At 70.6% G+C, this 13,597-nt stretch carries 8 protein-coding genes; 6 read left to right on the top strand and 2 right to left on the bottom strand.

The window, feature by feature from the left end:
- The first annotated feature begins 79 nt into the window (after nucleotides 1-79).
- Both polA and DYS74_RS11355 read left to right on the top strand, forming a co-directional pair.
- The gene (gene polA / locus DYS74_RS11360; RefSeq protein ID WP_121533816.1) at nucleotides 80-2,938 is read left to right on the top strand and encodes a DNA polymerase I; all 2,859 of its coding nucleotides are present in this window, start codon (nucleotides 80-82) and stop codon (nucleotides 2,936-2,938) included.
- A gap of 70 nt (nucleotides 2,939-3,008) precedes the next feature.
- Nucleotides 3,009-3,950 carry a cation diffusion facilitator family transporter gene (locus DYS74_RS11355; protein WP_121533815.1) on the top strand — a complete coding sequence of 314 codons (942 nt, stop codon included), beginning with the start codon at nucleotides 3,009-3,011 and terminating at the stop codon, nucleotides 3,948-3,950.
- A 32-nt stretch (nucleotides 3,951-3,982) separates the two neighbouring features.
- Here DYS74_RS11355 and DYS74_RS11350 read toward each other — a convergent pair whose 3' ends face one another.
- Nucleotides 3,983-4,588 (bottom strand): DUF1285 domain-containing protein, encoded by a 606-nt coding sequence (locus tag DYS74_RS11350; protein ID WP_121533814.1) that lies wholly within the window; start codon nucleotides 4,586-4,588, stop codon nucleotides 3,983-3,985.
- 70 nt (nucleotides 4,589-4,658) lie between these two features.
- On the opposite strand from DYS74_RS11350, the gene DYS74_RS11345 reads away from it, so the two are divergent.
- The 4 genes from DYS74_RS11345 to DYS74_RS11330 are packed head-to-tail and all read left to right on the top strand — an operon-like array spanning nucleotide 4,659 to nucleotide 11,399.
- Nucleotides 4,659-5,666, top strand: a complete 1,008-nt coding sequence (locus tag DYS74_RS11345; RefSeq protein WP_121533813.1) for an AAA family ATPase — start codon at nucleotides 4,659-4,661, stop codon at nucleotides 5,664-5,666.
- On the top strand, nucleotides 5,663-6,574 hold the full coding sequence (locus DYS74_RS11340) for a DUF58 domain-containing protein (RefSeq protein ID WP_245965269.1): 912 nt from the start codon (nucleotides 5,663-5,665) through the stop codon (nucleotides 6,572-6,574). The genes DYS74_RS11345 and DYS74_RS11340 overlap by 4 nt, the downstream gene beginning before the upstream one ends.
- Entirely contained in the window at nucleotides 6,571-9,309 is a 2,739-nt protein-coding gene (locus DYS74_RS11335; RefSeq protein ID WP_121533812.1) for a DUF4159 domain-containing protein, read from the top strand. Before DYS74_RS11340 ends, DYS74_RS11335 begins: the two co-directional genes overlap by 4 nt.
- Entirely contained in the window at nucleotides 9,306-11,399 is a 2,094-nt protein-coding gene (locus DYS74_RS11330; protein ID WP_121533811.1) for a hypothetical protein, read from the top strand. The genes DYS74_RS11335 and DYS74_RS11330 overlap by 4 nt, the downstream gene beginning before the upstream one ends.
- 199 nt (nucleotides 11,400-11,598) lie before the next feature.
- Here DYS74_RS11330 and ettA read toward each other — a convergent pair whose 3' ends face one another.
- A complete protein-coding gene (gene ettA / locus DYS74_RS11325; RefSeq protein ID WP_121533810.1) occupies nucleotides 11,599-13,254 on the bottom strand; it encodes an energy-dependent translational throttle protein EttA in 1,656 nt (551 codons plus the stop codon).
- Nucleotides 13,255-13,597 lie beyond the last annotated feature (343 nt).

Below are 13,597 nucleotides of genomic sequence, written 5' to 3'. Positions count from 1 at the left end.
CGTTCGCATTTGCGGTCCCGTTTCGGGTTTCGGGGCGGGCCCGGCTGTGGCACAACGGGGGCCTGAACGGAGGGACCCCATGGCTTTCGGCAAAGGCTGCCACCTGCATCTGATCGACGGCTCTGCCTTCATCTTCCGCGCCTATCACGCGCTGCCGCCGCTCACCCGCAAGTCGGACGGGCTGCCGGTGGGCGCCGTCGCGGGCTTTTGCAACATGGTCTTCCGCTATATCGAGGATGCCAAGAACGGCGATGCGCCGACCCATGCGGCGGTGATCTTCGACTATTCCTCGAAGACCTTCCGGTCCGAGATCTTCCCCGAATACAAGGCGAACCGGCCGCCGCCGCCCGAGGATCTGCGCCCGCAATTCCCGCTGACCCGCGAGGCGACGCGTGCCTTCAACATCGCCTGCAAGGAGATGGAAGGGTTCGAGGCCGACGACATCATCGCCACCCTTGCCCGCCAGGCGCGCGAGGCGGGCGGGCGCGTCACCATCATCTCCTCCGACAAGGATCTGATGCAGCTGGTCGGCGGCGGCGTCGAGATGCTCGACGCGATGAAGAACCTGACGATCGGACCCGAGGAGGTCGAGGCGAAATTCGGCGTGCCGCCCGAGAAGGTGGTCGACGTGCAGGCGCTTGCCGGCGATTCGGTCGACAACGTGCCGGGCGCGCCCGGCATCGGCATCAAGACCGCGGCGCAACTGATCCAGGAATACGGCGATGTCGAGACGCTGCTCGCCCGCGCCGAAGACGTGAAACAGCCCAAGCGGCGCCAGACCCTGATCGACTTCGCCGACCAGATCCGGATCTCGAAGCGGCTTGTCACCCTCGACGATGCCGCGCCGCTCGATTTCACCCTCGACGATCTCGAGGTGAAGGACCCCGAGCCCGCGGCGCTGATCGACTTCCTGAACCGGATGGAATTCCGCACCCTGACGAAGCGCGTGGCGGACAAGTTCGGAGTCGAGGCGCCGGTCGCGGCGCCGGCCTCGGCTCCCGAGGCGGCGGCCGAGCGTTGGGGCAATGGCGCGGCCCCCGCCGCCGCCGTGGCCCCTGCCGCCGCGCCCGAGGCGCCCTTCGACACCACGGCCTATGTCTGCATCCGCGACGGCGAAACGCTGGCCACATGGCTTGCCGAGGCGCGCGCGACGGGCGTTCTGGCCGTCGATACCGAGACCACCTCGCTTGACGAGATGCAGGCGGATCTGGTCGGCGTGTCGCTTGCCACCGCGGCGGGGCGGGCGGCCTATGTGCCGCTTGGCCACAGCAGCGGCGGCGACGACCTCTTCGGCGGGGTCGAACGGGCCGAGGGGCAGATGGACCCGGCCGTGGCGCTGGCGCTGCTCAAGCCCGTGCTCGAGGACGCGGCCGTGCTGAAGATCGGCCAGAACATGAAATACGACTGGAAGATCTTTGCCCGGCAGGGCATCCGCGTCGCCCCGATCGCCGACACCATGCTGATGAGCTATGCGATGTTCGCCGGCCTGCACGGCCATGGCATGGATGCGCTGAGCGCGGAATACCTCGGCCACACCCCGATCCCGATCAAGGAGCTTCTTGGCTCGGGCAAGGCGCAGATCACCTTCGACAAGGTCGCGATCGACAAGGCCGTGCCCTATTCGGCCGAGGATGCCGACATCACCTTCCGGCTCTGGCGCCGTTTCGCACCGATGCTGCACCGCGCCGAGGTGACCACCGTCTACGAGACGCTCGAGCGCCCGCTGGTGCCGGTGCTGGCCGAGATGGAGATGGCGGGGGTGAAGGTCGACACCGCGGTGCTCGCCCGCATGTCCAACGTCTTCGCGCAGCGCATGGCCGGGCTCGAGGCCGAGATCCAGGAGGTGGCGGGGCAGCCCTTCAACGTCGGCTCGCCGAAGCAGCTGGGCGAGATCCTGTTCGAGCAGATGGGGGTCGAGGGCGGCTCGCGCGGCAAGGCCGGTGCCTGGTCGACCGGCGCCGACGTGCTCGAGGACATCACCACGCTCGAGGACACCAACCCGCAGGCCGCACGGCTCGCCTCAAAGGTGCTCGACTGGCGGCAGATCTCGAAGCTGAAATCGACCTATACCGACGCGCTGCAGGGCCATGTGAACCCCGACACCGGGCGTGTGCATACCTCCTACAGCATCGCCGGTGCCAACACCGGCCGCCTCGCCTCGACCGATCCGAACCTGCAGAACATCCCGGTCCGCTCGGACGAGGGGCGGCGCATCCGCGAGGCTTTCGTGGCGCCCGAGGGCCGGCGGATCGTCTCGCTCGACTACAGCCAGATCGAGCTGCGCATCCTTGCCCATGTGGCTGACATCTCCGCCCTGCGCGAGGCCTTCCACCACGGGCTCGACATCCACGCGATGACCGCCTCCGAGATGTTCGGCGTGCCGATCGAGGGCATGGACCCGATGGTGCGCCGGCAGGCGAAGGCGATCAACTTCGGGGTGATCTACGGCATCTCGGCCTTCGGCCTTGCGCGCAACCTGCGCATCCCGCGGGCCGAGGCGCAGGCCTTCATCGACCGCTATTTCGAGCGTTTCCCGGGCATCCGCGCCTACATGGACGACACGATTGCCTTCGCCAGGGAGAACGGCTTCGTGCGCACCCTGTTCGGGCGCAAGATCCACACCCCCGAGATCAACGACAAGGGGCCGCGGGCGGGCTTTGCCAAGCGCGCCGCGATCAACGCGCCCATTCAGGGCGCGGCGGCCGACATCATCCGTCGTGCGATGATCCGGATGCCGGCGGCGATCGCCGGGCTTGACGCGACGATGCTGTTGCAGGTGCACGACGAATTGATCTTCGAGGTGGCCGAGGCCGATGTCGAGCGGCTGATCCGCGCCGCGCGCGACATCATGGAGGGCGCGGCCGAGCCGGTGGTGAAGCTCTCGGTGCCGCTGGTGGTCGAGGCGGGGCAGGGGGCAAGCTGGGCCGAGGCGCATTGACCCCGGCCGCGCGCGGCGCAAGGATGGGCCGGCCGTCCGCCCCCGGGCGGCGCCAGCACCGGACCTCCCCATGCCGCATGACCACACCCACGACCACGGCCATTCCCACGACCACGGGCACCACCACCTGAGCGCCGAGATGGGCGACCGGCTGGTGGTCTGGGCGGTGGCGATCAACGTCCTGCTGACCGTCGCGCAGGTGCTTGGCGGCTGGCTTGCCGATTCCGTCGCGCTGATCGCGGACGGCGTGCACAACTTCTCGGATGCGGCGGCGCTGGTCCTTGCCTTCGGCGCGCGTCGCCTCGCGCGGCGGGGGCCAAGCCCCGAGATGAGCTTCGGCTGGGACCGGGCCGAGGTGGTGGCGGCGCTGGTGAACTATGTCGCGCTGATCCTCGTGGCGCTGTGGCTTCTGGCCGAGGCCGCGGGCCGTCTGGCGAACCCGCCCGAGGTCGCGGGCTGGCCGGTGGTCTGGCTGGCGCTTCTCGCCCTCGTCATCGACCTCGGCACCGCGGCGCTGACCTTCAGCCTGGCGAAGGACAGCGTGAACATCCGTGCCGCCTTCCTGCACAACCTCGCCGATGCCGGCGCCTCGGTCGCGGTGATCGTCGGCGGCGTGATGATCCTGCTGTGGGATTTCCGCCTCGTCGACCCGGTGCTGACCATCGCGATCTCGGCGATCATCCTGTGGCATGTCGCGGGCGAGATCCGGCCGGTGCTGCGCATCCTGATGCTGGGTGCCCCGCCCGAATGCGATTGCGGCGACGTCGCCACCCGCCTTGCCGCGATCGAGGGGGTCGAGGGCGTGCATCACCTGCACATCTGGGCGCTCGACGAAAAGCGCGACGCGCTCGAGGCGCATCTGGTGCTGGCCGAGGGGGCGGATTACGCCGCGACCATCGCCCGGGCCAAGGCGATGCTCGCCGCCGATTTCGACATCCGCCACGCCACGCTCGAACCCGAGACCCGTGCCGCCGGCTGCGCCGATCAGGCGGCGGCGGGCGGCTGCGCCTGACCCGTGCCCTCCACCCGTGACCGGCCGGGCGCTCAGCCCTCGCTCAGCTCCGCCATCGGGATGATCGGGAAGAACTCCCCCCGCGAGGTCAGACCCAGCCAGTCCTCGCCCTCGAACGGGGCGGGGGTGGCGATCTCGACGAGGCGGTAGAAGGTCTTGCGGTCGATCAGCGCCTCGAGCCCGCGGCGGATGTGGATGTAGGGGCTGGGTTCGCCATCGGCCGCGCGGATGACGCGGATCCTGTGCTCGGGCCCCGCGGTGACCACATCGCCGACATTCGTGGTGAAAGTCAGTGCCTGATCGGCGCCGGTGCCCGAGACCTCGCAATCGACGGCGACGAAAGGCGCGTCGACGACGCGGATGCCGACCTTCTCGACCGGGGTGACGAGGAAGTATTTCCCGTCTTCGAGCTTCAGGATCGAGGCGAAGAGCCTGACCAGCGGCGCCCGTCCGATCGGCGTGCCCAGATAGAACCAGGTGCCGTCGCGGCGGATTTCCATGTCGATATCGCCGCAAAAGGGCGGGTTCCACAGGTGCACGGGCGGCGGCCCCTTGCGATGCGCCTGCGTCGCGGCGGCGGCGATGCCCTCGGCACTCGGGGCTTTCACGGTCTTTTGTGAGGCGTCGGTCTCGGTCATCGGCTCTTTGCGATTGGGTCGTGGGCGGATATCTGTTCAGATGACCATATCGCCGAAGGGAGCCACTGTCATGACCGAAGACCTCGTGAGCGAAATCGAGCGCCTGGGCGCCAGGCTCGGTGCGGCGCGGGCCTCGGTCAACCGCCGCTTCATCGGCCAGGAACGGGTGGTCGAGCTGGTGCTGGCCGCGATGCTCTCGGGCGGGCACGCGCTGCTTGTCGGCCTGCCGGGGCTCGGCAAGACGATGCTCGTCGACACGCTTGCGACGGTGATGGGGCTGAACCCGGGCCGGATCCAGTTCACCCCCGACCTGATGCCCGCCGACATCCTCGGCTCCGAGGTGCTCGAGACCGCGCCCGACGGCAGCCGCGCCTTCCGTTTCCTCGAGGGCCCGGTCTTCTGCCAGCTCTTGATGGCCGACGAGATCAACCGCGCCTCCCCGCGCACGCAATCCGCCCTGCTGCAGGCGATGCAGGAGCGTGAAGTGACGGTCGCCGGCGTGCATCGCCCGCTCGGGCCGCCCTTCCACGTGCTTGCGACGCAGAACCCGATCGAGCAGGAGGGCACCTATCCGCTGCCCGAGGCGCAGCTTGACCGGTTCCTCGTGCAGGTCGACGTCGAATACCCGACCCGCGACACCGAGCGCGAGATCCTGCTGGCCACCACCGGCGCGACCGAGGCCGAGGCGATCCGCGTCTTCTCGGCCGAGGAGCTGATCGCCGCGCAGGCGCTGGTGCGGCGGATGCCGGTCGGCGAAAGCGTGGTCGAGGCGATCCTCGATCTTGTCCGCGCCTGCCGCCCGGGCGAGCCCGAGGCGCTGCCGGTGGTGCGCGAGGCCCTCGCCTGGGGCCCCGGTCCGCGCGCGGCGCAGGCGCTGATGCTGACGGTGCGGGCGCGGGCGCTGCTGAACGGCCGCCTCGCCCCCTCGGTCGAGGATGTCGTGGCGCTCGCTCGTCCGGTGCTCAGCCACCGCATGGCGCTCGGCTTTGCCGCCCGCGCCCGCGGCGAGACCCTGTCGCAGGTGATCGCCCGCGTCGCGGCCGAGGTGACCGGGATCGAGATCGAGGCGGCTGCGTGAGCCTTCCCGGCCCCGAGATCGCCGCGCTGTCGCTGCGCCGCGAGGCAGAGCGGACGGCGGGCGCGCTGCCTGCGCTTCTGGTCGCGGCCGAACGGCTGGCGGCCACGGTGCAGATGGGCGGCCACGGCCGGCGCCGCGCCGGCCCGGGCGAGGAGTTCTGGCAATACCGCCCGGCCCATTCGGGCGATGCCGCGCGCTTCGTCGACTGGCGCCGCTCGGCGCGGTCGGATACGCAATTCGTGCGCGACCGGGAATGGCAGCTGGCGCAGTCGCTGTCGCTCTGGGTCGACGGTTCGGCCTCGATGCGCTTCACCGGCGCCCCCTCGGGGCGGGGCGCGCGCCCGACCAAGGGCGCGCGCGCCCGGCTGCTCGCGCTGGCGCTTGCCGTGCTCGCGGTGCGGGGTGGCGAACGGGTCGGGCTCACCGGCCCGCTCGCCCCGCCGCGCCCGGGCCGGGCGCAGCTGATGACGCTCGCCACGCTCCTGGGCGACGACACCGCCCTAGGCCCCGATTACGGCACGCCCGAGGTCGCGGGGATCGCCGCGCAGGGGCGGGCGGTGTTCCTGTCCGATTTCTTCGGCGATATCGAGGCGATTGCGGCGGCGCTGGGCACGCTCGCCGATCGCGGCGTGACCGGGGTGATGTTGCAGATCCTCGACCCGGCCGAGGAGGATTTCCCCTTCGACGGTCGCACCATCTTCGAATCGATGGGCGGCGGGCTGCGCCACGAGACGCGCGAGGCCGCGGACCTGCGTGCCCGCTACCGCGCCCGGCTGGCCGAGCGGCGCGACCGTCTGGCCCGGATGGCGGCCGAGGCGGGCTGGCAATTCTCGACCCACCGCACCGCGACGGCGCCCGAGGCGGCGCTTCTGTGGCTGCATGCGGCGCTGGAACGGGGGCGGGGATGACGATCTTCGGCCCTCTCGGCTTCACCGCGCCCTGGCTGCTGCTCGGCCTCGCGGCGCTGCCGATCCTGTGGTTCGTGCTGCGCGCGACACCGCCCGCGCCGGTGCGCCGCCGTTTCCCGGGGGTGGCGCTGCTCGCCGGTCTTGCCGACGAGGAGGTGCAGGCCGAGCGCACGCCCTGGTGGCTTCTGGCGCTGCGCATGGCGGCGCTTGCTGCGGCGATCCTCGGCTTTGCCGGGCCGGTGCTGCACCCGGTGCCGGTCGCGCCGGGGCAGGGGCCGCTGCTGATCGTCGAGGATGGCGGCTGGCCCTCGGCCCGCGACTGGCCGCGCCGGCTCGAGCGGATCTCGCGCGCGCTGACCGAGGCCGCGGCGGCCGGGCGCCCGGTGGCGCTGATCTCGCTCGCCGATCCGCCGCCCGCGCCGCCCGCCTTCGTCAATGCCGCCGACCTCGAGGCCGGCCTGCCCGGCCTTGCCCCGCAGCCTTGGGAGCCCTCGCCCGATCTCGACCCGGCGAAGATCCTGCCTGCCGGGCGCTTCGACACGCTGTGGCTCTCGGACGGGCTTGACCGTGCCGGGCGCGCCGGGCTGGTCGCCGCCCTCACCGCGCGCGGCGCGCTGCGGGTCTGGCAGCCGGGCACGCCGGTGCTGGCGCTTGGCCCCGCGACGGTCGAGGGGCGGGTGGTCTCGCTGCCGCTTCTGTCCGCGACCCCGGTCTCGGGCGATTACGAGATCGCCGCGATCGGCCCCGACCCTTCGGGGATCGAGCGGGAACTGGCGCGCGAGACGGTGCACCCGCAAAACGCGACCGAGGCCGTGGCCCGTTTCGACCTGCCGCCCGAGCTGCGCAACCGCGTCGCCCGTTTCGAGATTGCCGGCATCCGCTCGGCCGGTGCCGTCAGCCTGACCGATGACGCGGTGAAGCGGCGCAAGGTGGCGCTGATTTCCGCCGCCGCACCGCGCGAGGGGCTCGAACTGCTGTCGCCGCTGCATTACCTGCATCAGGCGCTGGCGCCGACCGCCGACCTGATCGAGGGCACGCTGGAAGACGCGCTGGTGGCCAACCCCGACGTGGTGATCCTGGCCGATGTCGGCGAGGTGGCCGAGGCCGATGCGCTGGCCGACTGGGTCGAGAAGGGCGGGCTGCTGATCCGGTTCGCCGGCCCGCGCATGGCTGCGGCCGACACCGCGGGCGATGTCCTGCTGCCGGTGCGGCTGCGGCAGGGCGGGCGCTCGGTCGGCGGCACGATGAGCTGGGGCGAGCCGCGTCGTCTGGCGCCTTTCCCCGAGGCCTCGCCCTTCGCGGGCCTCGCCGTGCCCGAGGATGTGACGGTGCGCGAGCAGGTGATGGCCGAGCCCGGCCCCGAACTTGCCGAGCGCACCATCGCCGCGCTGGCCGATGGCACGCCGCTCGTCACCCGCGCGGCCTTTGGCGCGGGCGAGGTGGTGCTGTTCCACGTCACCGCGAATGCCGACTGGTCGAACCTGCCGCTCTCGGGCCTGTTCCCGCAGATGCTCGACCGCCTCGCCGTGTCAAGCCGCACCGCCGCCCCCACGGCCGCCGATCTTGCCGGCCGCACCTGGGTGCCGGTGAAGCGGCTCGATGGCTTCGGCCGGATCGAGACCGCCGAGGCCGCCGCGGGTGTGGCGGGCGAGGTGCTGGCCGAGGCGACGCCGGGCCCCGACCTGCCACCCGGGATCTATGCCGCCGATGACCGCAGTGTCGCGCTTGATGCGCTCGCCCGCGGGCGGGTGCTGGCGCCGGCCAGCTGGCCGCTTGGCGTGACGCTCGAGGGGCTGGCCGCGCCGCGGCAGATGCCGCTCAAGGGCGCGCTGCTGGCGGCGGCGCTGCTGGCGCTGCTGATCGACATCCTCGCCTCGCTCGCCCTGGCCGGCCGGCTGCGCGGCCCGCGCGCGGGCACGGCGGTGCTGGTTCTGGTGGCCGCCCTCGGCCTTGCGCCGCTGGCCCGCGCCGAGGACACCATGCCGATCGACCGGGCGGTCGAGGCCGCCTCGAACGTTGTCCTCGCCTATGTGCCGACCGGGGATGCGGCGATCGACCGGGTGTCGATGGCGGGGCTGCGCGGGCTGACGCAGGTGCTGACCCGGCGCACCACGGTCGAACCCTCGGCGCCGATGGAGCTGAACCTCGAGACCGACGATCTGGCGCTCTTCACCCTGATCTACTGGCCGGTGACGGCGGACGAGCCCGCGCCCTCGGCCGCGGCCTATGCGAAACTCAACCGCTTCCTGCGCGGCGGCGGGATGATCCTGTTCGACACCCGCGACGCCGATCTGGCCGGCATCGGCACCGCGACCGACGCCGGGCGGCGGCTGCAGGCGCTGGCCGCGCCGCTCGAGATCCCGCCGCTCGAACCGATCCCGGCCGACCATGTGCTGACCCGCAGCTTCTACCTGCTGCAAAGCTTCCCCGGCCGCTATGACGGGCCGATCTGGGTCGAGGCCGCGGCCGAGGCCGAAACGACCGAGGGCATGCCCTTTCGCAACCTGAACGATGGCGTGACGCCGGTGGTGATCGGCGGCAATGACTGGGCCTCGGCCTGGGCCGTCGATGATGTGGGCGAGCCGATGTTCCCGCTCGGCCGCGGCTCGGCCGGCGAGCGGCAACGCGAGATCGCCTGGCGTTTCGGCGTGAACCTGGTGATGCATGTGCTGACCGGCAATTACAAATCCGACCAGGTGCATGTGCCGGCGCTGCTGGAAAGGCTGGGGCAATGAGCGGGCTTTCGGTGATCTTCGCGCCGCTGCTGCCCTGGGCGGTGATTGCCGCGGGCGCGGGGCTGGCGGCGTTGCTGCTGGCGCTGGCGCTGTGGCGCGGGCTGCGGGGCTGGGCGCTGCGCGCGCTGGCGGCCCTCGCCCTTCTGGGCGCGCTCGCGCAGCCCTCGCTGCAGCGCGAGGAGCGCACGCCGCTGTCGGACATCGTGCTGCTGCTTGACGACCGGACCGCCTCGCAGACGCTGTCCGACCGCGCGGCACAGACCGATGCGGCGGTGGCGCGCCTTGCGGCCGAGGTGCAGGCGCTTCCCAATACCGAGCTGCGCCGGATCACCGTGCCCGACGGGGCGAAGAACGCCGGCACCCAGATCGGCGCGGCGCTCGCCGAGGCGCTGGCGGCCGAGCCGCGCGCCCGCGTCGCCGGCGCCATCGTCGTCACCGACGGGCAGGCGCATGACGCAGAGCTTGCCCCCGCGCTGCCCGCGCCGCTGCAGCTGGTGCTGACCGGCCATGCGAAGGACTGGGACCGCCGCCTGCTGATCGAGACCGCCCCCGCCTTCGGCATCATCGGCGAGGAGACGCGGATCCGGCTCAAGGTGCTCGACGAGGGCGCGGTGCCGAAAGCCGCGGGGACCGAGGCGGACCTCTCCATCGCCATCGACGGCGGCGATGCGCGCAGCTATCGCGTCGAGGTCGGGCAGGATCTGGAACTGCCGCTGACGCTCGACCATGGCGGGCAGAACGTGGTGCAGTTCACCCTTGCCCCCGCACCCGGCGAGCTGACCGCGCGCAACAACGCTGCGGTGGTGCAGATCAACGGCGTGCGCGACCGGCTGCGGGTGCTGCTCGTTTCGGGTCAGCCGCATGCGGGCGAGCGCACCTGGCGCAACCTGCTGAAATCCGATGCGGGCGTCGATCTCGTGCATTTCACCATCCTGCGCCCGCCCGAGAAGCAGGACGGCGTGCCGGTGTCGGAACTGTCGCTGATCGCCTTCCCGACGCAGGAGCTTTTCATCGACAAGATCGACGAGTTCGATCTGATCATCTTCGACCGCTACGGCGAGCGTGGCATCCTGCCGCCCGCCTATTTCGCCAATATCCGCGATTACGTCGAACGCGGCGGCGCGGTGCTGATCTCGGCCGGGCCCGAGTTCGCCACCGTCGAGAGCCTGTGGCAGACGCCCTTGGGCGAGATCATGCCGGCGCGGCCGACCGGGCGGGTGCTGTCCGAGGCCTATCTGCCGCGCCCGACCGATCTTGGCCTGCGCCATCCGGTGACCGCGGGGCTCGAGGGCGCACCGCTGCCCGAGGGCGAGCCCGGGCCGAAGCACTGGGGCCGCTGGCTGCGGCAGATCGAGCTGACCGACGCCACCGGCGAGGTGGTGATGAAGGGCGCCGAGGACAAGCCGCTTCTGGTGCTGTCGCATGCCGGCAAGGGGCGGGTGGCGCTGCTCGCCTCGGATCACCCGTGGCTGTGGGATCGCGGCTTCGAGGGCGGCGGGCCGCAGCTCGAACTCCTGCGCCGGATCGCACACTGGGAGATGAAGGAGCCCGAGCTCGAGGAAGAGGCGCTGATCGCCGAGGTCGAGCCGGGCGGCCTGTCGCTGACCGTCACGCGGCGCACGATGAAGGAGGCGCCGGGGCCGGTCACGGTGACGCTGCCCGATGGCAGCACGCAGGATCTGGCGCTGACCGAGGCGGGGCCCGGCCGGTTCAGCGCGCGCTGGCAGGCGCCGGGGCCGGGGCTCTACCGGCTGAAGCAGGGCGATCTGGAGCGGGTGGTGGCGCTCGGCCCCGCCTCGCCACGCGAGTTCGAGGGCACGATCGCGAGTGCCGGCCCGCTGGGCGCCGCCGTGCAGGCCTCGGGCGGCGGGGTGAGCCGGCTCGAGGATGGGGTCCCCGCGCTGCGCATGGTGCGCGAGGGGCGGCCATCCGCCGGGCGCGGCTGGATCGGCATCACGCCGCGCGGTGCGGCGGCGGTGGCCGACATCCGGGTGACCCCGGTGCTGCCCGCCTGGGCCTGGCTCGCGCTTGCCGCACTTCTGAGCGTGGCGGCCTGGCTCTCCGAGGGCCGGGGGAAGCGCCGGGGCTGAGCGGGGCGAAGGGGCGCTGCCCCTCGGCCTGCGGCCTCACCCCGAGGTTTTTTCGGCAAGGAGAAAGCGGGGGGCGGTTCCGATCCGGGGCCGCGGGGCTTTCGCAGGACGGAGCCCGGAAAAGAGAAGGCCCCTGCCCGCGGGAAACGGGCAGAGGCCAGGGCAGGGGAGTGCCGCGCCGGTGCGGCGCGGCCAGAGCTCAGCGGCTGAACTTCTTGTATTTCACCCGCTTCGGCTCGGCGGCGTCGGGGCCCATGCGGCGGATCTTGTCGTTCTCGTAATCCTCGAAGTTGCCTTCGAAGAACTCGACATGCGCCTCGCCCTCGAAGGCGAGGATGTGCGTGCACAGACGGTCGAGGAAGAAGCGGTCGTGCGAGATGATCACCGCGCAGCCGGCGAAATCCTCGATCGCCGCTTCCAGCGCCTGCAGCGTTTCCACGTCGAGGTCGTTCGTCGGTTCGTCGAGGAGCAGCACGTTGCCGCCCGATTTCAGCAGCTTGGCCATGTGCACGCGGTTGCGTTCACCGCCCGAGAGCAGGCCCACCTTCTTCTGCTGGTCCGAGCCCTTGAAGTTGAAGGCGCCCACGTAGCTGCGCGAGTTCACCGTGGCCTCGCCGAGCTGGATCAGCTCGGCCCCGCCGGAGATCTCTTCCCAGACGTTCTTCTCCGGGTCGAGCGCGTCGCGCGACTGGTCGACATAGGAGAGCTTCACCGTCTCGCCGATGGTGACGGTGCCGGCGTCGGGCGCCTCCTGGCCGGTGATCATCTTGAACAGCGTCGACTTGCCGGCGCCGTTCGGGCCGATCACCCCGACGATCGCCCCCGGCGGGATCGAGAACGAGAGGTTCTCGATCAGCTGCTTGTCGCCGAAATGCTTCGAGATGCCGTCGAGCTCGATCACCTTGCCACCAAGGCGCGGGCCGTTCGGGATGATGATCTGCGCGGTGCCGACCCGTTCCTTCTCGGAGCGGTCCGCCATCTTCTCGTAAGCCGCGATACGGGCCTTCGACTTCGCCTGACGCGCCTTGGCGCCGGCGCGGATCCACTCGAGTTCCTTGGCCATGACCTTCTGCTTGGCCTTGTCCTCGCGCGCTTCCTGCTCGAGCCGCTTCGCCTTCTGCTCGAGCCAGGCGGAGTAGTTGCCCTCGTAGGGGATGCCGCGGCCGCGTTCGAGCTCGAGGATCCAGGAGGTGATGTCGTCGAGGAAGTAGCGGTCGTGGGTGACGATCAGGATCGTGCCCTTGTACTCGATCAGGTGCTTTTGCAGCCAGGCGATGGTCTCGGCGTCGAGGTGGTTGGTCGGTTCGTCGAGGAGCAGCATGTCGGGCGCCTCGAGCAGCAGCTTGCACAGCGCCACGCGGCGCCGTTCACCACCCGAGAGGGTGGCGACATTGGCGTCGTCGGGCGGGCAGCGCAGCGCCTCGAGCGCGATGTCGACCTGGCTGTCGAGATCCCACAGGTTCTCGGCGTCGATCTCGTCTTGCAGCCGCGCCATCTCCTCGGCGGTGTCGTCCGAGTAGTTCATCGCGAGCTCGTTGTAGCGTTCGAGCTTGGCGGTCTTTTCCGCGACGCCTTCCATGACGTTCTCGCGCACGGACTTGGCGTCATCGAGCTGCGGTTCCTGCGCCAGATAGCCGACCTTGGCGCCCTTGGCGGCCCAGGCCTCGCCCTGGAAGTCCTTGTCGATGCCGGCCATGATCTTCAAGAGCGTCGATTTACCGGCGCCGTTGACGCCGACGACGCCGATCTTCACGCCGGGCAGGAAGTTCAGGCGGATGTTCTCGAAGCATTTCTTGCCGCCCGGATAGGTCTTCGAGACGCCGTCCATGTGATAGACGTATTGATACGAGGCCATTCAGCGCACCTTTCGGGGAAATTCGGGTTTTCCGCTAGATAGGCGAAACACCCCCCCGAGGGAAGGGCCTCTGCCCCGTCCCCTCATCTGCCCCGCCGAAATTTCAAGGGGGCATGTCTGTGCAAAAATGCGCATTGTCATGTTTAATCATCGCCATTTTCAATTAATTCGAACAGGCCTATCTCACTCTCACAGCGAAGGGGAAACCCGAAGCGGACAGATAACCGACTGAAAAGTCGAGGATACGGAGAGAAAAGATGAAACGGAACATGACTTACGCGGCGGTTGCGCTTGTGCTTTCGGCGGGTGTCGCTTCGGCGGCCGAAACGAACCAGGGCCTGCA

Source organism: Paenirhodobacter hankyongi (genome assembly GCF_003664585.1).
Classification (GTDB): Bacteria; Pseudomonadota; Alphaproteobacteria; order Rhodobacterales; family Rhodobacteraceae; genus Rhodobacter; species Rhodobacter hankyongi.
This window is presented reverse-complemented; position numbering and strand designations above follow the sequence as displayed.